Origin of the sequence: Fibrobacter sp. UBA7003 (assembly GCA_002449765.1) — a bacterium.
Lineage (GTDB): Bacteria > Fibrobacterota > Fibrobacteria > Fibrobacterales > Fibrobacteraceae > Fibrobacter.
Genome location: DJXN01000010.1, coordinates 235,856 through 255,566 on the forward strand (window position 1 = coordinate 235,856; position 19,711 = coordinate 255,566).

Below are 19,711 nucleotides of genomic sequence, written 5' to 3' on the forward strand. Positions count from 1 at the left end.
GGAATTTGTTCAAAATTTTTACTATTTTTTGGGATAGAAGGAACGAAGAGTATGTCTATCGATAGAAAAGCACCATTTGGTCATGTGGTAACCGCATTTCTGCAGTCATCCTCGTGCAGGCGAGGATCTGTGCGTCTTGTGTTTGCTCTTGCATTGACGCTTGCGCTTGCCGCCTGTGATGACGACGAGAGCAGTTTCGTGCGGCCCGGGGAAGATTCCTCGTCGAGCGTCTGCGAGGACTGCGACGATGCAAGCAGCAGCTCGGTAAAGTCAAACTCTTCGTCCAGCGCGAAGTCCTCTTCGAGTGTCAATGCGAAGTCGTCTTCTTCCAGCGTTGCACCGAAGTCGAGCAGCTCTGCAAAATCGAGTTCAAGTGCGAAGTCGAGTAGCAGCTCGGTGAAATCAAGTAGCAGCATTGCTTCGAGTAGTTCAGCGAAATCGAGCAGCAGTTCTGCAAAATCGAGCAGCAGCGTGCGCTCGTCATCCTCGGCTCCGGTCGAGGATCTGTCGAGCAGCAGCGAGTATGTGCCGTTTGACCACTCCCAAACATTGGCTGGTGCTTGGCGTATAGGTGAGGATAGATACAAAACTTTTACGGATCCGCGTAATGGCCGTAGTTATTACTATATAACAATAACGGGTACAGATACTGTGCGTGAGGTTGCTTCGGTGACTGTGATGGCTGAAAACTTGAATATCGGTGAAATGGTGCCTGGCGAAAACGACCAGAACAATGATTCCAAGATTGAACGCTACTGCTACAATAATGATACCACCAAGTGCGACGAGTTCGGTGGCCTTTACCAGTGGGCCGAGATGATGCAGTTGCCGAGCCGCTGCAATACCGAAAGCTGTGCCGACCTTATTCAGGAAAATCACCAAGGAATCTGCCCTGATGGCTGGAGGCTGTTTAATTTTAACGACTATGTCATTGTCATAAATGCTGAAGGGAATGATGATGGTGTCAAGGGAATGCGCTCCACATATGGTTTCAGTGGAACGAACAGCAGCGGTTTCTCGCTGACCGGCGCCGGCAAGAGAACCAAAAAGGGGGGGGTTGAACGGTTAAAACAGACTATTTATTGGTTTTATCCACAAGAACACGAGTATGATGAAAATTTGTATGTGCGTAATGGGTATATATCTTCGACAACGGATCATGCTCCGCAAGCAAGTGATGGAGATGAAAAAGTTTTTGGATTCTCTGTCCGCTGTACTAAGCTAGAAGAATAATCAAAATTTTTGAAAATGATAACAACGCACCCCGAGGTGCGCTGTAGTTGTTTTACCTTAAACGGAATTTTTCACGAATTCCACACGAAAAGTTTTAACTAAAAAAGGCCAAAATCATGTCCAAGAACGTTAAGTCCAACAACAAGAACACCAAGAAATCTGCTTCCAAGGCAAAAAAGTTCACCCGCAACAATTACAAGATCGAATCCCTCGAACCGCGCCTGATGATGGATGCCGATTCTGGATTTGACGCAGAGCACTTGAATGACTATGCGGAGCAGATTGAATCTATTTCCGGTAACATTGGGGAGCAGGTCTCTGCCGCGGTGGATTCCATCGATGGCTTCGACGCTTCGAAGCTTGGCCTCGGCGAATACGCCGGCTCCTTTACCACGCTGTTTGGCGAAAGCGTCGATACCCTGAAAACGACTATTGCGGATAAAGTAAACGATGTGCTTGCTCAATCATTGGATATGGCCCACACGGCCATCGAGCAGGCGAATGCCAACCTTGCAGAAGGTGTTGACCCTATTAGCAAACTGAGCCTTTCGGAACTGGTGGACACCTACGTGAAGAATTTCCTGGAAAGCGAGCAGGGCGAAGAGTACAAGGGACTCACGTTCTCTGCGGAAGGCTCCAAGCTTACGGTCGGCATCGACCTTTCCGAGACCAAGTCGCTTGAAAACCTCGGCGTCGATCTCGGTTCCTGGGGCAAGGTGTCTGTGGACGGTGCTGCCAATCTTTCTGCTACTGCCCAGGCTTCTGTTTCTGTCGAACTGGACAAGGACGGGAGCGGTTCTCTTCTCGATAGCGCAGACGATGCCGAAATCTCTGCACCGCAGGTGGACAAGCTTGAAGTCTCCGTCGATATTCCCGGTGCCAGCGCCAAGTTCATGAACCTTTCTGTTTCTGAGATCGAATCTGCCGACGAACCTAGTCCGGACTTGAGCCTCAGTTACACGCCCGACGAAGGTGTGACCAAGAATGTGGACCTGGAATTCAAGGTGGACGAAATCGCCAATCTCCCGTTCTATGTGGCCGATGAGGGCGTTTTGAAAGTGTCGACCAACGATGGCGAACTCGATGTCCAGGTCCCGGAATTCAAGCTGAATAAGGATTTTTCTCTGGGTACGGTGCTCAAGGCTGTTGAATCAGTAAAGATAGAAGACTTGGTATCGGCCCTTAATAATAACATAGGTGATCTTCCTTCTGGGGTGTCCGAATTGTCTTTTGTCCAGGAAGGGCACCCGTTTCCTTGACCACCCCGCGCCCAAGCACCCCGAAAAAGTCCATTTTTGTCATAATCTGACATGGCAATTAAAGTATATTTGTTCGCAGACACTAAACCACAAACCTCGCCTTTTTATGCTTGTAGGCGAAAGGAGTAAAAAATGCCAGAATTATGCCGTTTTTTGGGCATCGTCATCCAAATGTACTTCAACGATCATATGCCTCCACACTTCCATGCGATATATAATGACTTGGAAGGTGTCTTCGAATTATCTACATTTGAGATGTTGGAAGGCAATCTTCCGGCAAGGGTCAAAGGTCTTGTTGTCGAATGGGCAACTCTTCATAAGCAGGATTTGCTAGATAATTGGAATTCTTTGACAAACACCGGAGAATACAAGAAAATCGATCCACTGGTCTAGACTATGCTTCACGTGATTGACGCAAAATATATTGGCGATTACAAGATATCCGTCGAATTCAACGACGGATGCCGTTTTGTCACTGATTTCGAAAGCGTCATCAAGTCGGACCACCGACCCATCGTGCAGCAACTAGCAGACATCAATACCTTTAAAGATTTCACGCTGCAAGCGCACACGATTACATGGTCAAACGGCGTCGATTTCGCCCCCGAATTCATCAAGAGCCTTAATTTTTGACAAAAATAGCAAAAAATATATTGTATTTTTGACAAAAGTTATATATTTTTATTGTATTTTTGACGGAACGGCTAAAAAAGGCCAAAAACGAGGTTTTTGATGGACTTGAAGCGCAAGAGCGAGAAACACATTCGAGAATGGCTCAAAAACAGCCAAAAGAAGGCCTTGCTTGTAAAAGGAGCCCGCCAGGTGGGGAAAACTCACGCCATTCGGGACGTACTGACAGCAGAACATGCGGATTTCTTTGAGATAAACCTCATCGAAACCCCTGCCGCGGTAGATGTTCTTGCCGCAACGCAAACTGTCGATGATCTTGTCCTGGGCTTTTCGGCTCTTAGCACGCAGAAACTGGAAAAGGGCAAGACAATCATCTTCATCGACGAAGTCCAGAAATACAAGGAAATGATTACCAAAATCAAGTTCCTTGTAGAAGAAGGGAGTTTCCGATATGTCCTGAGCGGGTCGCTCCTTGGAGTGGAGCTGACGAATCTCGATTCTGCGCCTGTGGGCTACATGACCACGGTAGAAATGTTCCCGCTGGATTTCGAAGAATTCCTGCAAATCACGAACATCGATGACAACATCATTTCTAGTTTGCGCTCGTCCTTCGAAAACCGGACGCCCGTCATGGATGCGGTAAACCAGAAAATGCTGGACCTGTTCACGCGCTACCTTATCGTGGGCGGCATGCCGGAGGCCGTGAGCAACTTTGCGGACAACAGCAACCTGAACGATGTCATGCGGATCCATCGCGACATTCTGAGTCAGTACAAGCTCGACTTTACGCAATACGAAACGGAAGACAAGCGTTTGTTGCTGACAAACGCTTACGAACTGATTCCTGCGGAACTTCTGAAACAGAACCGTCGGTACATCGTGACGGACTTGAAAAAAGGGCTCCATTTTGAGCGTGTACAAAGCACATTCCTCTGGCTGAAAAACGCTGGCGTCGCACTTTCTGTTTTCAACAGCACCGAACCGAGAATTCCATTAAAGCTGAACGAGAAAAGCAGTTTGTTTAAGCTTTACCTTGCGGATGTCGGCATGCTCACTTCGGAATACGGGATGAACACGAAGTCCATGCTGCTGACAAAAAATCAGAACCTGAATGCCGGCGGAATCTACGAAAACGCCATTGCTCAGGAACTCTATTCAAAAGGGTTCCGGCTTTACTATTACAATTCAAATCGCCTGGGCGAACTGGATTTTGTAATTGAATACAACAACCGAGCATTGCCCATCGAAGTGAAAAGCGGCAAGGATTACACCATCCATTCCGCCATGAACAACTGTCTTGCGAATTCCGAATACCAAATGCAAGAAGGCTTCGTCTTTGCAAACTGCAATGTTTCCCGAAAGGGAAAGGTGACGTATCTGCCCATCTACATGGTCATGTTCTTGCAGCAAGATTCAGAACAGATTGTTCTAGACAAGATTGAGTTTTAACAGATTCCCGTGCTGCCGAAGCCGCCGCGGTCGGCGCCTTCAAGTGGGCCTTCCTCGAAGGTAAGCGTGGGCTGCTGCTCCATGATGCGGAACTGCGCGATGCGGCTCCCCTTCTCGATGGTCACGTCGCGAGTGGCGTACACCGGCATTTTCCACCAGTCGTTCGCGCCGCAGTAGCTTGAATCCACCACGCCCACGGAATTCGCCTGCAGAATGCCGAAGTTCTTGAACGTGGAACTGCGCGGGGCGATATGCGCCTCGAAACCCTCGGGCAACTTCATCGCGACCCCCAGGTGAATGAGCCTGAACTCCCCCGCCTTGAGCGTCACGGTCTCCGCCGCCGCGAGGTCAATCCAGTCGGACTTGCCGCCGACGTAAGTGAGTTTCGGAATGGAATCGTCAAGATACTGAATTTTGATCGTCTGTGAGGCCATAAACCAAATATACATTTTTGTCTGCAGTCGAAAGGTTTTACAATTTCAGCCATAATTTCAAATTCCGTAAAACAAATTTCAGAAAATTTCATTCGGCCATCCAAGGAAACCGGTCGTCTTTTTGCGCAAAAACGCCGTAATTTCAAAAAATTTGCCATAAAAATCCAAATTGGCACGCTCTTTGCACAGAGGGGATGAATTCCAAAATTCCTTGGAATCAAACAAGGACAATAACAATGAAACTCGTTACGGCCTACATCCAACCCGAACGACTGAATCTCGTGAAGCAAGCGCTTTACGAAAACAACATTTTCAAGATGTCAGTTACCAACGTGCTCGGCTGCGGCCAGCAGAAGGGCTACAACCAGCGCTTCCGCGGCGTGGTGACCGAGGTGAATTTGCTCAAGAAGATTTGCCTCAAGATTGCGGTAAACGATGAATTCGTGCAGCCCTGCATCGATGCCATCATCAAGGGCGCGCGCTCCGGCGAAATCGGCGACGGCAAGATCTTCGTCACCTCGCTCGAACAGTGCATCCGCATCCGCACCGGAGAAACAGGGCCGGAGGCAATCGGTTAGACGAAAGAACGGCGCTCCGCGCCTACAGACAAAAGATTTATTAAAAGGATTTAAAGAATGAACGAAGTTACACAAGTCGTACCTGTCAGCGACGCAATCTTTATGACAGAAAACATCTGGATCATGATCAGCGCCATGCTGGTGTTCATCATGGGTCTTGGATTCGCCTGCGTTGAAGCGGGCCTCGTGCGCGCCAAGTGCGCTGCCAACGTCGCCTTCAAGAACATCGCGGTCCCCGCCATAGGCATCACGATGTACGCCCTGCTAGGCTTCGGCCTCATGTATCCGGGAACCTTCAACGGGATTCTCGGTTTCGCGGGCTTTGGCATTGGCGACTGGGCGAATCCGGCCAGTTTCACCTCCGCCTACAACGGCCACTTTACTTTGTTTGCAGACTGGCTTTTCCAGGCAATGTTTGCAGCGACCGCAGCAACGATTGTCTCGGGCGCCGTGGCCGAACGTGTGAAACTCAATTCCTTCCTGGTCTTCACCATTGTCTACGTGGCTTTCGTCTACCCGATTGTGGGTAGCTGGACATGGGGCGGCGGCTGGCTTTCGACCATCGGCAAGGCTGGTTTCCACGACCTCGCCGGTTCTACCCTCGTGCACTCCGTGGGCGGCTGGGCAGCACTTGCCGGCGTAATGATTCTCGGGCCCCGTATCGGCAAGTACGTGAACGGCAAGGTACACGCCATCCCGGCACACAACATTCCGCTTGCAACCATCGGTGTATTCATGCTGTGGTTCGGTTGGTGGGGATTCAACGCAGGTTCCGCACTCAGTGGCGACCCGAAGGCTACTAGCTGGATTCTCGTGACCACGAACCTCGCCGCCGTCGCGGGTATCATTACCGCGACGCTCACGAGCTGGATCGTCTCGAAGAAGCCCGACGCCACCATGGCGCTGAACGGATGCCTTGCCGGCCTCGTGGCAATCACTGCCGGTGCAGACGTGGTGACTCCGCTCTCCTCCTGGATTATCGGTGCCTTCGCTGGCGTACTCGTAGTCGGCGCAGTATTCATGTTCGACCGCCTGCACTTGGATGACCCGGTCGGCGCCCTCTCTGTTCACCTGGTGAACGGCGTGTGGGGTACGATTGCCGTGGGTATCTTTGACATGACGGGCAATTACAGCGTGCTCACTCAGCTCATCGGTGTTGCCGCCTACGCCCTACCCTGCTTCGCCGGCGCTAGCCTGATTTTCTTCGTCATCAAGAAGACAATGGGCCTGCGCGTCACGGAAAGGCAAGAACTCCGCGGCCTCGACCAAAGCGAACACGGACAAGAATCCTACAGCGGATTCCAGATCTTCAGCAACATGTAAACTCCCACCAAAAACCAAGAACGACCCCGACAATCGCCGGGGCCGTTTTGTATTTAGATTCAAATTCAGTATTCGAACGAGACCGTTTGAATTCCGATTTTATCCGACAAGTTCGCGGGCCTTCGCTTCGATTTCGGCGATGGCTTTTTTGCGGCCTTCGGCAGAATCTTCGTTACCGAGCACGATATTCACGAACACGGAGCCTGCAACCACGGCATACACGTGCTTGCTAAGCACCTTGGATTGCTCTCCATTGCGGATGCCGAATCCGCCGAGCACCTTCGCGCCCCCCTTACCGACGGTGTCGATAAAGTCGAGCGTCGCCTGGTCAATGGTGGTTTCGCTGCCGGTGGTACCCGCGCGGAGTGCAGCGTAGATGTACTTGAAGCCCTTGGAGGCCATCGTTTCGAGGCGTTCCTTGGTCATGGAAGGTGCCGCGACCGGGATGTTTTCGAGGCCGTGCTTCTTGCAAGCTTCGGTGAGGCCTTCGTCGCAATCGAACGGCAAGTCCGGAATGATGCATGCGGAAACACCTGAGTCCTTGCACATACGTACAAAGTTGTCTATACCCGGCGTAAAAGCGAGCGAACCATAAGTCATGATGTAAATCGGCGTTTCGGGGTGGCGTTCGTGAATCTTCTTCACGATTTCAAGACCCTGCTTGGTGGAATAACCCTTGTCAAGAGCAATGGTCGATGCCGTCTGGATGGCCGGACCGTCGGCACTCGGGTCACTGAAGGCGAGCTGGATTTCAAGGATGTTCGCGCCACCCTTCACGAGGGCGTCGGCGATGGCGATAGAAGTTTCTGCGTCCGGGAACCCGGCAATGAGATGAGACATTAAGTTCATAGTGATAACTCTTTGATTGAAATGTTCTAGTGAAAAGTGAAATTATTCATCATCAATTATCAATTATCATTTATCAATCATCAATTATTCATTATCTCGGCGTCGTGGATGTCTTCGTTGTTTTCGAGGCGCTTGAGTTCGGCCTTTAGGAATTCCTTCCACTTTTCGGGGCGGAACACCGGACTCGTGATGAAGATGTCCTTGTCGCCGCGGCCACTCATGTTGATGACGAGCGCCTTGTCCTTCGGGAGTTCCTTCGCGATTTTCATGGCCGCGGCGCCGGCGTGCGCACTTTCGAGGGCGAAGAGGATTCCTTCGTTGCGAGCGAAGAACTTGACCGCATCGAGAGCTTCCTTGTCGAGGAATGCCGTGAATTCCACGCGGCCGGATTCGCCGAGGGCGGCAAGCTGCGGCCCAATTCCCATGTAGTCAAGACCTGCCGAAATGGAGCGCGTCGGCATGGATTGACCGTCTTCGTCAATGAGGAAGCGGCTCTTGTAACCCTGCACGATGCCTTCGCGGCTCGCGTTACCCGTCATGCGGGCGGCGTTCTCGCCTACGTTCGGGCCAATGCCGCCGGCTTCCGCACCAATCAGGCGCACATTCGCATCGTTGATGAACGGCGTGAACACGCCGATGGAGTTGCTTCCGCCACCCACGCAAGCGACAACGGCCGCAATGTCGATGTTACGCTCGGCTGCCTGGCGCTTGACTTCTTCGCCGATGATGGACTGGAACGTACGGACAATATCCGGGAACGGAGCCGGACCGAGGGCAGAACCGAGCACGTAATGCGTGTTCTTGAAATTCGTGGCCCAGTCGCGCATCGCCTCGTTCACGGCATCCTTCAGAGTGCGGCTGCCGCTCGTAACCGGCACGACCTTCGCGCCGTACATTTCCATGGTCGCCACGTTCGGCTGCTGACGGCGAACATCGACTTCGCCCATGTACACCACGCATTCGAGGCCAAGTTTGGCGCAAGCGGCTGCGGTAGCGAGCCCGTGCTGGCCGGCACCCGTCTCCGCAATGATGCGGGTCTTGCCCATCTTCTTAGCGAGCAGGCATTGACCGATGGCGTTGTTGATCTTGTGGGCACCCGTGTTGGCAAGGCCTTCGAGCTTGATGTAAATCTGAGCGCCACCCAACAGTTCCGTTGCCGTCGGAGCGTAATACAGCGGGGTCTCGCGCCCAATGTAGTCGCGCTGGATGATGCGCAGTTCTTCGAGAAATTCCGGATCGTGGATGTACTTGTTGAATGCCGCTTCGAGGTCGTCGAGCGGGCGGCGGATGATTTCGGCAACGTACTTGCCGCCGAACTTGTCAAAGAAACCGTTGTTAGAAACCGTTGATGTCATTTTTATTTTGTCGCGCCTTTTGCGCCTTGAGGTTAATGGTTATGGCTTCTGGTCCACCCGGAAGACAAAAAAAGAGGCTTCCGGTGAGTCCGAAAGCCTTTTACAAACACTTGATGAAATCAGCAAACCGGACTCTATTTCGTAGAGCCCCACCACCAACGGTTGAAACGGATTACTGCATTCATCTTCATGTACCCAAAATTAGGAATGTCTCTTTTTGGTGGCAAGGGGTGGCTCGGAGAAAAAAGAAAAAAATGAAGGCTTCCATCACCAGGAAGCCTTCTACTAAACACTTGATGAAAAGGCAAGTCCTGAATCCCTTTTCGTGAGAACCCTGCCGCAAGCGGCCAGAGCGGATTGCCCGTTTCATCTTTATGTTATGCAATATATATACTAATTCGTTGTCTGTCAATAGGTTAATGTCATATTTTTGTAAAAAAATCTGTGATAATCCTCATTTTTGAGCTTTTTTGCAAAAAAAACTCCCGCTCGGGTAAACTTTTGTTTATTTTCAATACTTGAACAATCACCCTATAAAAAGAAAGAGCAAAATATATGAAGACGCCCCTCAAGTACACGCTTACCCTTGCAGGGATTATGATGTTTGTCGCCTGTGGCGATGATAGCAGCAGTTCTCCGGCAGCTAGCGGAAACAAATACATCCTTCACGAAGACAAGCAGACCTTCGGCATCATTCACGACCGTTGCTATGTCAGCGAAAGCAACACACGCTGGGACGAGAACGTGGACACGTCCTGGTACCACTACAAATTTGTCGGAAACAAGCTAGTCGTATTCGCGGACGGCAACACAGCCGACAAGCATTACGAATGGAACGGAGAAGAGGCCGAAGACTCGGAAAGCAGCCAAGTAATGGCCGGAGGCAACAAAGGCAACATTTTCGGGACATGGAAAACAACTACGGAACGCTGCCGCTACGAAGATGGCGAAATTGACTGCGACAACAATAAAGAAGACGAAGAAAGCAACTCGACAATCTACGTTCTGGATGTTTCCAAAAGCAATCTTACCATGTCCTGGGAAATGGAGAAGAACTATTGCCCGGCAGAAGACCTTGAATATGATATTGAAGACCTCCTCGATTACAACGATGTAGAAGAGTATTCCGTATCATCATCCGATTGCAACACGGTCAAGTTCAAGGCGAACGGCAAGTCCGTGACGGCAACGATATCCATGAGCATTGACAAGGAAAATGTCGCTACGAGAGAGGTCACCTACACATCCGGAAGCAAGACCTGTCTATCTAGTTTCAAGAAGGTAAGCAAGATGCTGCAGATTCCCGAATCCCTGTGCAATGCCGATGACATGAGCAAATACATGAAGAAAACGCCCGGCTATCCTCATAAATATCAAGTCGACAACGACGAGGAATTCTACCCATGCCTTTCTGACATGCTCGGTGTGGAAATCGAATACTAAGACTACAACGCGGCGATAAACACAAGAGATTTATATGGACGCAAAATCGCTTACTTGCCTAGTATTTTCACTTATTGCAGGCGCTTTTGCCCAAACTGGCGAAGGCGTTCCTTTTACTGATTCCAGGGATGGAAAAACATACGGCACCATAGAGATTCGATTCCAGCCATGGATGACGGCCAACATGAACATAAAATTGCCAGGAAGCTTCTGCTACGAAAACGACGAGAGCAACTGCGAGCAGTTCGGTCGCCTGTACACTTGGGAATCCGCACAGAAAGCATGTCCTGAAGGCTGGCATATTCCAACATTCGATGAATGGAAAGAGCTAGTCGACAATGGTTCCACCATCGAAAACGAACATGAATACTGGCGAGGCTATGACGCGCTGCACATTCCCAAGTTCCTCGGAGGATTCAAGAATGCCAAGGGCAAGTTTGAATTAAAGGAAGTCCGCGCCGACTTCTGGACCGGGACCGAGAAGGACAAAGGCAAAGCGCATTATTGGTTCTGGAGTCAATCCTCCAAAAAATTCGGCAACGCCGATTATTCCAAGAAAGGCGCCATGTCAGTCCGATGCGTCTCTGATTGTCAAGGCGGTCAATCCGGTTATTGCGACGGGACTATGGCACGTGCCGAGTGGTGGGCGGATTTCCAGAACAGCCGTGTTACATCGTGTTTCAATGGCACAAACATGGGTGCTTCCGGGTATGAAGGAGAGCATTACGTTGTCAAGAACAACGGAACGGAATTTGATTGCATGAATTTATGCCCCGACGATAACGAAGGTCCTACATGCTTGGAAAATTCAGACCTTGTCGTCAAGGCAAAAATCACCAACAAGGGTTTTGCAAAGGCACTGAACGATAAAGACAACCGGGTTTTCTTCAAGCAGGACGACAACAAGAAAATACAGGTCTGCGTGTCAAAAGATTCAAAAGACATTGACGGTTTTTGTATCCCGCTCAATGATGCTGAAAAATTTCTGACGCCCTTGGCAAAGGAATTATTGAAGTAATAAACTTACAAGACCCTCCAATGGAGGGTCTTTGCATTACGGAATTATTCGACCGACAACTTTTCAAACAGCGCCCGCAATTTCTCGGGGTCCTTGATTCCGGGAGCGTCTTCGACACCGCTGGAGACATCGATAAGTTCGGGGCGGAACTTTTCGCAAATCGTGCCGACATTTTCGGGGGTGATTCCGCCGGCAAGCCAGAGCGGGATGTCTCCTGCTTTTTCGCGAAGCAGGTTTTCGGGAATGGTCTTTCCGGTGCCGCCGGGAATGCCTTCGACTTTCGCATCGAGCAAGATGCGGGGTTCACCGTGGGAGCGGAGGGCCGAAACTTGTTCGAAGTCAGAGGTTTCGCCTACGCGGGCAGCGCAGTAATGCGCATAGTCGGCGTCGGCAGGAGGCGTAATGCCGTGGAACTGCACCGCATCAAGCACACCTTCGCGGGCAAGCTTAATGGCGGTCTTGCCTTCGGGGGATTCTGGGTCTGTGATAACTCCAACAAGAATCGGGGTTTCTGATTTGTCATTGCGAGCGGAGCGAAGCAATCTCTCCTTAAAACTGCGCACGAATTCTTCGGTGGTCAGGCGCTTTGTGGTGCTGAAAACAAACCCGAGCATGTCGGCTCCGAGTTCGGCGGCAAGCAAGCCGTCTTCTTCGCGGGTGATGCCGCAGATTTTAACGAGGGGGCGGCGGGTAGCGCGTCGTTCCGCGAATTTTTTCCAGAACTTGCCACGAGCATTTTCGCGCCCGCTTTCGAACGCGGCCACAACTTCTTTTGCGAGCGGCGGATTCTTGGCAACCGCCTCCCCCACGAGAATTCCCGTAAAGCCAAGGCTACGCGCATAGTCGGCGTCGGCCGGCGTGTGGATACCCGATTCGAAAACCGCCTTTGCCGGGAGTTTACTGCGGACGCTCGCAGGCACCAACGGATCGGTGTGGAACGTCGCGAGGTCGCGGGAGTTCACGCCTGCGACAATCGTTTTTGCGGCATCTGCCCCGAGCGCGCTTGTGACGACCGAAAGCTTGCGGAAATCGTCCTTTTCACGGACTTCTACAAAAGCCTGCATGTCGAGACTTTGGGCGCGCTTAGCCATCTTCACGAGTTGAGCATCGTCGAGAATTCGGGCGATGAGCAAAACGGCGTCGGCGCCGCAACGGTAGGCGATGTTGATTTCGTCTTCGTACAGCAAGAAATCCTTGCGGAGTACGGCGCAGGTATGCAACCCCTGCTGACGACGCATTTCCATCAGGTCTGCAACCGCAATCAAGTCGCGGAGCGACCCCTTGAAAAAATTCCCTTCGGTCAGCACCGAAACCGCCTGCGCATGCGCTTCGGCGTATGTCGTCGCTAGCGCCACCGGATCCAAGTCTGGAGCGATATCGCCCTTCGAAGGCGATGCGCGCTTGACTTCGAGAATCGCACCCGCATTGCCGAGAAATTCCGTATGGCCTACGCGGCGCTTTTCCGGAATGTCGATGCCAAAGTTAAGCCCAAGCCGCTCGATATCGGCTTTGCGCATGCGCACGATTTTTGCAAGAATATCTTCACTCATTTTGCTGCCATTGTCATCCCCGCGAAGGCGGGGATCTCTGTTACGAATTTGTTTCGACCTTGACTTCTTCGATCTTCTTCAGCACAGAGCCGTCTTCCATCGCCTTCATGGCCTTGTCGAAGCCTTCCTTGATGCTGGCTGCCTTCTTGCTGATGTAAAGGGCGGCACCGGCGTTCAGGGCGCAAGCGTACTTGATGCCCGGGCGGCCCTTGCCGTTCAGCACGTCGAGAGCGAGGTTGAAGTTGTCGACGCCCGTACCGCCGGCGAGGTCTTCGGGATCCACGGAGGGGATGCCGAAGTCCTTGGGGTCGATGCGGTAAGTCTTGTACTCGCCATCTTCCAGAATTTCGGCGATGGTCGTCGGCACGCAGGGCGAAATTTCGTCGTAGCCATCGTCACTGATGGCAACCATCACGCGCTTCGCGCCGAGGGCCTTCGCCGCCTTGGTGAACGGTTCCAGCACGGTCGTGCTGTAGACGCCGAGCATCAGGTATTTGGCTTCGGCCGGGTTCGTGAGGGGGCCGAGCAGGTTCATGATGGTCTTCACGCCGAGAACGCCGCGAACCGGGCCGGCAAAGCGCATGGCGCTGTGGTAGACAGGCGCCATCAGGAACACGAAGTTCGTCTTGTCGATGACGCTTGCAGCTTTGTCCGGAGTCATGTCAAGCTTGAAGCCTGCAGCCGTATAGAAGTCGGCGGCACCGGACTTACTAGAGACGGCGCGGTTGCCGTGCTTTGCAATCTTTGCGCCACAGCTTGCAGCAATCAGGCCGGAGAGCGAGCTCACGTTGAAGCTGCCCTTGCCGTCGCCACCGGTCCCCACGATGTCGGTGAGTTCGTCGCCGCTGTAGGGGAACTTGCGCTTCTTGCTGCTGAGCACCTTCGCGCAGCCGGCGATTTCGTCGGCAACAGGGCCCTTGCTGGAAAGTGCCGTCAGGATTGCGGCCATCTGGCGTTCGTCCATAATGCCGTCGGTCAAGTCTTCCATGAACATTTCGGCGGTTTCGCGGCTCAAGTCCTTGCCTTCGGTAAGCGTGTTCAAGATTCCACGCACGTCAAGCGGTTCGCGACGGTAGTTGAGGAACGCCTTGAAGAATTCGTCGGCGCGGCCGCTGGCAATGGATTCCGGATGGAACTGCACGCCTTCAATCGGGAGCGTCTTGTGGCGGATGCCCATGATGTCGCCGTCGGTGGCGCGGGCGGTCACTTCGAAATCCGGCGAAAGCGTCGCTTCGTCAACGACCAGGCTGTGGTAACGCGTGAAGATGTTCTTCTTGCCGATGGTGCGGAAGAGACCCTTGCCGTCGAGGTCGATTTCTTCGGCGATGCCGTGCTTGATGAACTTGGCCTGCACAATCTTTGCACCGAATGCGTAACCGATAGCCTGGTGGCCGAGGCACACACCGAGAATCGGGAGCTTGCCCGCAAAGTGCTTGATAGCTTCCACGGAGATGCCGGCGTCTTCGGGGCGGCCGGGGCCCGGGCTCACGATGAGGCGGCTCGGGTTCAGCTTTTCGATGTCTGCAATGGTACATTCGCGGCTACGGAGCACGCGGATTTCTTCAGTGGTAATCTTGGCCAAAGCCTGGTAGACGTTGTAAGTAAAAGAGTCGTAGTTATCGATAATGACGATCATCTTAGTTTTCTCCTTCGAGCACGGCGCGGATGGCACCCAATTTTTCGTTCGTTTCTTCAAATTCGCGGTCAGCATTCGAGGCCGCGACAATGCCACCACCGGCCTGCAGGCTGATGGTCTTACCCTGCTTCAAGCAGCAACGAATAGCGATGCAGAAATCCAAGTCGCCATCCGATTCCATGTAGCCTACGGCACCCGCATAGAAGCGACGCTTGACCTTCTCCAATCCAGAAAGGATTTCGATAGCGCTGATTTTCGGGGCGCCACTCACCGTACCAGCCGGGAAGCTGGAGCGCAGCACTTCAATCGCCTTCTTGGTCTTGGAAACCTTGCCCTGCACGTCAGAGACCAGGTGAATCACGTGGCTGAACTTTTCGCATTCCATGTACTTGGTGGTTTCCACCGTACCGGCTTCGCAAACGCGGCCCAGGTCGTTACGGGCCAGGTCCACGAGCATCAGGTGTTCGGCGCGTTCCTTCGGGTCGCCCTTCAGGTTCTTCATCAGGGCTTCGTCTTCGGCGTCGTCCTTACCGCGGCGACGGGTACCAGCAATCGGGTGAATCGTCGCAATCCCTTCACGTACGCGCACGAGGCTCTCCGGCGAGGCACCGATAAACTGGTGCGTACCGTAATCGAGGAAGAACATATACGGAGACGGGTTCACCGTGCGGAGCCTGCGGTAAATGTCAAGTGCTTCGATATCGCTTGCAAACTGGATGCGGCGAGAAGGCACTGCCTGCACAATGTTGCCGGCGATGATGTGTTTCTGCAAGGCTTCGACCTTTTCCACGTATTCCTTGCGGGACTGTTCCAGGTCGGTCATCGTAATGCCCTTGCCGTACTGCGGTTCGGGAGCGAGGTAGCTGAAGTCCAAATCGGCAAGACGTGCTTTTACGTTCTCGATAGCAGCCTTCAGGTCAATCTGGTGCTCTTCATAGTTCAGAGCGAACAAGTGAAGCTTTTCGGTAAAGTGGTCAAACACGATGTAGATGTGACCCACCAGGAATTCCGCTTCGGGAATGTTGAGTTCGTCCACCTGCGGAGCGAGGCGGATGGTATCGCAGCGGGCGCAGAATTCGTAGCCCAGGTAGCCCACGCCCGAGGAGGGAATCGGAATCTGGTTGGGCGGCACCGTATTTTCGGCCGAAATCAGCGTCAGCGCATCGAGAATATCGCCCTCGCCTTCCTTGAGGAACACGCTTTCCTTGCCGTCAATGATGATGCTCACGTCGTTGTCGTTCTGGCGCAGACGGAAGCCCTCGTCCACCATCAAGGTGGAGTAACGGCTACGGCCGTGCGAGAAACTCGCGGATTCAAAGATGGCCTTCGCACCGAGCTTCTTGCCGAGCGAAAACGGGGTGTAACGTTCGCCCGGGAGCGCCACGTAGATGCTATCAGTACGCGGTTCGTAACCAGGCTGTTGTGTGATGTGGTTGGCCGGTTTGTTCGGCGACTTTGATGTGTTGGTCATTTTATCCTCTGGTTTAAAATCTCGTTTCCTAGTGTTCAGGTAGGCAAAGACTTTGGCGTCCGGAGGATTTCAGCGATTTGGGTAAAAGAGAAAGGCCTCCGCGAGTCCGGAAGCCTTTGCTTAAAATCTTGGGTGATTTGCGACAAATACCGGGCTCTATGTTAGAGTCCGCGCCACCAACGACGGTTGAGAGTTGCACATGTCACAAAGTTCATCATGCCACAAAGATACCTAACGAAACATATGTTGGCAAGGGATAGCACCGAAAAAAAGAGAAAAAAATTTCAACCCGCATCGATATATAAGATACTTTAATATATAAAGAAGGCCCCGCCGAAGCGGAGCCTTCCTGTAAAACTCGCTAGAGAATTACTTGGTGATGACGCGGGCCATTTCGCAAACCTTGTTGCTGTAGCCCCATTCGTTATCGTACCAGGCGCAAACCTTCACGAAGGTCGGGTCGAGCTGGATACCAGCCTTGACGTCGAAGATGGAAGTGCGAGCGTCGTTGCGGAAGTCGGTAGAGACGAGAGCTTCGTCGGTGTAACCGAGGATGCCCTTGAGTTCGCCTTCAGAAGCTTCCTTCATGGCCTTGCAGATTTCTTCGTAGGTAGCCGGCTTTTCGAGTTCGGCAGTGAGGTCAACGAAGGAAACGTCGGAGGTCGGAACGCGGAGGCTCATACCGGTGAGCTTACCGTTGAGCTGCGGGAGAACCTTGCCCACGGCCTTGGCAGCACCCGTAGAAGACGGGATGATGTTTTCGAGGATGCCGCGGCCACCGCGCCAGTCCTTCTTGGACGGGCCGTCAACAGTCTTCTGCGTAGCAGTAGCAGCGTGAACGGTGGTCATGAGGCCACGCTTGATGCCGAACTTGTCGTTGAGGACCTTGGACATCGGGGCGAGGCAGTTGGTGGTGCAGGAAGCGTTGGAGATGATGTCCTGGCCGGCGTAGGTCTGGTGGTTCACACCGTAAACGAACATCGGGGTAGCGTCCTTGGACGGAGCGGACATGATGACCTTCTTGGCACCGGCCTTGATGTGGGCGCGGGCGAGCTCGTCGGTCAGGAAGAAGCCAGTGGATTCCACAACGACGTCAACACCGAGGGCACCCCAAGTGATGTTGGAGGGATCCTTTTCGGCGAACACCTGAATCTTGTTGCCATCGACGATGAGGAAGTTGCCTTCGAAAGACACGTCGTGCTTGAAAGCGCCGTGCACGGAGTCGTACTTCAGCATGTAAGCGAGGTAGTCAACGTCGAGAAGGTCGTTGATACCGACAACCTGAATGTCCTTGGAGAAGTTTTCCACAGCAGCGCGGAAGACCATACGGCCGATGCGGCCGAAACCATTGATACCGAGTTTGAGAGCCATTATTGGATCCTTTTGTTTATTGTTGAAATTGCTAGCCACCTTTAGGGTGGTGCTTTGCTGGCGTCAAAGATACAAAAAAAGGCGGTCTTTGTGTAGTTCTGGAGTAAAAAAAAGACAAAAGACCGATATTTAGTGATTAAGGGAGCACGGACTCCCCCGCTTGCCCCCTCCCCGACCGGCAGGGGCGGTTCGGGACTAGTTCCCGCTGAACCCGAGCGAATCCTCAAGCCACGTATCGGTGCGCTGTACCGAAAGCCTGCTCTGGTAAGCCTTTCTGCCCGCCCGATGCTGCGCCCAGCGCACCGAAAGGGCGGAAAAGGGTCCAAGGTGCCTGAACGCCACGGCAAGCGCGTTCGGCAGGTTACGGCGCAGCACATCGTCTTCGAACGAGGCGTAGTGGCTCACGCTCCCCGGGTCGCCCTGGCGTGCCGAACGGCCGAAAAGCTGGCGGTCAATGCGCGAAGAAGGGTTGCATTCCGTCGCAATAACGTGGAGCCCGCCGATTTTCTTGACCTTGTCCGGAATCTTGATGTCGGTACCGCGGCCGGCCATGTTCGTCGCGACCGTAATGGCCCCGAACTTGCCCGCTTCGGCCACGATGGCGGCCTCTTCCTCGCAGCGCACCGCATTGATAATCCGGCAATGCAGGCCCTTCGATTCGATTGCCGAGGCAAGGTATTCGCTTTCGTCTATGTCCTTCGTGCCAATCAGGATGGGGCGGCCCTTCTCGTGCATGCGGATGACCTCCTTCACGATGGCGCGGCGCTTGGCGTCCTTGCTTGCGAAAGTCTTCAGGTGCGATACCTTGCGCTTGCTCTTGCGGTGATTCGGGATGCACACCACGGCAGCACCATAGATTGTCCAGAATTCGGCGGAGGCCTCCTTGCCCGTACCCGTCATGCCCGAGAAATTCCTGTAGAGCCTAAAGAAGCGCTGGAAGCTCATTCGCGCCTCCGTCTCCTTGAGGCCGCTCATTTCGAGCCCTTCCTTGATTTCTATCATCTGGTGCAGCCCGCCGTTCCACGAGCGCATGGGCATCTTGCGGCCTGTCGATTCGTCGACAATCACCACCTTGCCTTCCTCGACAACGTAATGGCGGCCACACTCGAACAGTTCGCGGGCCACAAGCGCCTGCCGCACCAAATCCTTCAAAAAACCGGCGCGGGCAAACGAAATCTCTTCGCCGATATCGTCCAGGCGGGATTCCATATCGACAACAAAGCGTATGGTGCGGTTCTTGTAGTCCACCTCGTAATCCGTACGGCGCTTCAGCTTTTCGGATACCTTGTACGCAAGGCGGCACGCCTCGTTGAACTCGTCGTTCTTCTTTTCGCGCGAAATAATCAGCGGGGTCACGGCCTCGTCAATCAGCACGTTGTCGGCCTCGTCGACTATGGCCGTATAAAGCCCGCGCTGCACCAGGTTCGACTTCAGGCGTTCCATATTCATGGTCGTGGCGCTAACGAGCCGCTTGCCAAAATCCTGAAAATTCCCCATCGCAATCCGGTCGCGCAAAAAGTCGGCCAGCACTTCCTTCGCCGTAGAATAAGTCACGTCGGCCGAATACCCCTCGCGCCGCTCCGCAGGCTTCATCGCACCCGTCACCGCCCCGACGCTCACCCCGCAATACGAATAGAGCGGCTTCATGATTTCGGCATCGCGTGCAGCCAGGTAGTCGTTCGCCGTAATCACGTGGCACGGGCGCTTGCTCCAGCCCCGCACGGCGGCACACATGGCGGCCGTAACCGTCTTGCCCTCGCCAGTCGACATTTCGGCGACATACCCGCGGTATAGCGCAAGCGCTCCCGTCAACTGCTCAATATACGGCCGATACCCGAGAGTCCTCGACACGGCCTCCTGCACCAGGGCAAACGATTTCAGGAGAGCGCTCTTCGCGAAGGGGCGCTTGAGTTCGGCCTGCATGTCCGCCATGCGCTTTTTCAGGGACGCATCGTCGAGCTGCGTAAAAGAACGGCTCCACAGGTCGATACTCCGGGCATCTTTCAAAAGCCCGCGCAGCACTCCCCTGCGGCCCTTGAACTTCCCGACCATCCGCGACATCAGGGCATCGAGGCCCGTCGGGATCTTTTTCACTTGCTTGCAAGATGTCAG

General features: G+C 53.2%; 18 protein-coding genes. 9 read left to right on the plus strand and 9 right to left on the minus strand.

The window, feature by feature from the left end:
- Window positions 1-80: 80 nt before the first annotated feature.
- Window positions 81-587 (minus strand): hypothetical protein, encoded by a 507-nt coding sequence (locus tag B2952_RS07615; RefSeq protein WP_290734829.1) that lies wholly within the window; start codon window positions 585-587, stop codon window positions 81-83.
- Between B2952_RS07615 and B2952_RS07620 the strand changes: the two genes are divergently transcribed.
- The 5 genes from B2952_RS07620 (at window position 526) to B2952_RS07640 (ending at window position 4,571) form a co-directional block, all read left to right on the plus strand.
- Window positions 526-1,233: an FISUMP domain-containing protein gene (locus B2952_RS07620; RefSeq protein WP_290781564.1), complete on the plus strand. Its 708-nt coding sequence runs from the start codon at window positions 526-528 to the stop codon at window positions 1,231-1,233. The two genes, B2952_RS07615 and B2952_RS07620, sit on opposite strands and share 62 nt — an antisense overlap.
- 116 nt (window positions 1,234-1,349) lie before the next feature.
- Window positions 1,350-2,492 carry an LEPR-XLL domain-containing protein gene (locus B2952_RS07625; protein WP_290734521.1) on the plus strand — a complete coding sequence of 381 codons (1,143 nt, stop codon included), beginning with the start codon at window positions 1,350-1,352 and terminating at the stop codon, window positions 2,490-2,492.
- Window positions 2,493-2,624: 132 nt separating this feature from the next.
- On the plus strand, window positions 2,625-2,885 hold the full coding sequence (locus tag B2952_RS07630) for a DUF4160 domain-containing protein (protein ID WP_173555229.1): 261 nt from the start codon (window positions 2,625-2,627) through the stop codon (window positions 2,883-2,885).
- Window positions 2,886-2,888: 3 nt separating this feature from the next.
- Window positions 2,889-3,125: a DUF2442 domain-containing protein gene (locus B2952_RS07635; RefSeq protein ID WP_290730136.1), complete on the plus strand. Its 237-nt coding sequence runs from the start codon at window positions 2,889-2,891 to the stop codon at window positions 3,123-3,125.
- A gap of 99 nt (window positions 3,126-3,224) precedes the next feature.
- Window positions 3,225-4,571, plus strand: coding sequence for an ATP-binding protein (locus tag B2952_RS07640; protein WP_290734519.1), 1,347 nt, complete (start codon window positions 3,225-3,227; stop codon window positions 4,569-4,571).
- Here B2952_RS07640 and B2952_RS07645 read toward each other — a convergent pair.
- Window positions 4,568-5,005 carry a dUTP diphosphatase gene (locus B2952_RS07645; protein WP_290730130.1) on the minus strand — a complete coding sequence of 146 codons (438 nt, stop codon included), beginning with the start codon at window positions 5,003-5,005 and terminating at the stop codon, window positions 4,568-4,570. The two genes, B2952_RS07640 and B2952_RS07645, sit on opposite strands and share 4 nt — an antisense overlap.
- 236 nt (window positions 5,006-5,241) lie before the next feature.
- Here B2952_RS07645 and B2952_RS07650 point away from each other — a divergent pair, with 236 nt between their 5' ends.
- Window positions 5,242-5,583, plus strand: a complete 342-nt coding sequence (locus tag B2952_RS07650; RefSeq protein WP_073113603.1) for a P-II family nitrogen regulator — start codon at window positions 5,242-5,244, stop codon at window positions 5,581-5,583.
- A 57-nt stretch (window positions 5,584-5,640) separates the two neighbouring features.
- On the plus strand, window positions 5,641-6,906 hold the full coding sequence (locus B2952_RS07655) for an ammonium transporter (protein WP_290734517.1): 1,266 nt from the start codon (window positions 5,641-5,643) through the stop codon (window positions 6,904-6,906).
- A 99-nt stretch (window positions 6,907-7,005) separates the two neighbouring features.
- Here the strand turns inward: B2952_RS07655 and trpA are convergent, their stop codons facing one another.
- Together trpA and trpB are read right to left on the minus strand one after the other, a co-directional pair.
- Complete coding sequence (gene trpA, locus B2952_RS07660; protein ID WP_290734515.1) at window positions 7,006-7,755, minus strand: tryptophan synthase subunit alpha; 750 nt, start codon at window positions 7,753-7,755, stop codon at window positions 7,006-7,008.
- Window positions 7,756-7,835: 80 nt separating this feature from the next.
- A complete protein-coding gene (gene trpB, locus B2952_RS07665; protein ID WP_290734513.1) occupies window positions 7,836-9,110 on the minus strand; it encodes a tryptophan synthase subunit beta in 1,275 nt (424 codons plus the stop codon).
- A gap of 555 nt (window positions 9,111-9,665) precedes the next feature.
- On the opposite strand from trpB, the gene B2952_RS07670 reads away from it, so the two are divergent.
- Complete coding sequence (locus tag B2952_RS07670) at window positions 9,666-10,553, plus strand: hypothetical protein (protein ID WP_290727431.1); 888 nt, start codon at window positions 9,666-9,668, stop codon at window positions 10,551-10,553.
- Window positions 10,554-10,587: 34 nt separating this feature from the next.
- Window positions 10,588-11,571: an FISUMP domain-containing protein gene (locus B2952_RS07675; RefSeq protein ID WP_290730118.1), complete on the plus strand. Its 984-nt coding sequence runs from the start codon at window positions 10,588-10,590 to the stop codon at window positions 11,569-11,571.
- A gap of 44 nt (window positions 11,572-11,615) precedes the next feature.
- Here the strand turns inward: B2952_RS07675 and B2952_RS07680 are convergent, their stop codons facing one another.
- From B2952_RS07680 to B2952_RS07700, 5 genes are all read right to left on the minus strand, one after another.
- Window positions 11,616-13,121: a bifunctional indole-3-glycerol phosphate synthase/phosphoribosylanthranilate isomerase gene (locus B2952_RS07680; protein WP_290730115.1), complete on the minus strand. Its 1,506-nt coding sequence runs from the start codon at window positions 13,119-13,121 to the stop codon at window positions 11,616-11,618.
- 40 nt (window positions 13,122-13,161) lie between these two features.
- Window positions 13,162-14,757, minus strand: a complete 1,596-nt coding sequence (locus tag B2952_RS07685; RefSeq protein WP_290734511.1) for a bifunctional anthranilate synthase component II/anthranilate phosphoribosyltransferase — start codon at window positions 14,755-14,757, stop codon at window positions 13,162-13,164.
- Between the two features lies 1 nt (window position 14,758).
- Window positions 14,759-16,228: an anthranilate synthase component I family protein gene (locus tag B2952_RS07690; RefSeq protein ID WP_290734509.1), complete on the minus strand. Its 1,470-nt coding sequence runs from the start codon at window positions 16,226-16,228 to the stop codon at window positions 14,759-14,761.
- A gap of 369 nt (window positions 16,229-16,597) precedes the next feature.
- Window positions 16,598-17,599: a type I glyceraldehyde-3-phosphate dehydrogenase gene (gene gap, locus B2952_RS07695; RefSeq protein ID WP_072811949.1), complete on the minus strand. Its 1,002-nt coding sequence runs from the start codon at window positions 17,597-17,599 to the stop codon at window positions 16,598-16,600.
- A gap of 195 nt (window positions 17,600-17,794) precedes the next feature.
- Entirely contained in the window at window positions 17,795-19,693 is a 1,899-nt protein-coding gene (locus tag B2952_RS07700; protein ID WP_290781562.1) for a hypothetical protein, read from the minus strand.
- Window positions 19,694-19,711: the final 18 nt, after the last annotated feature.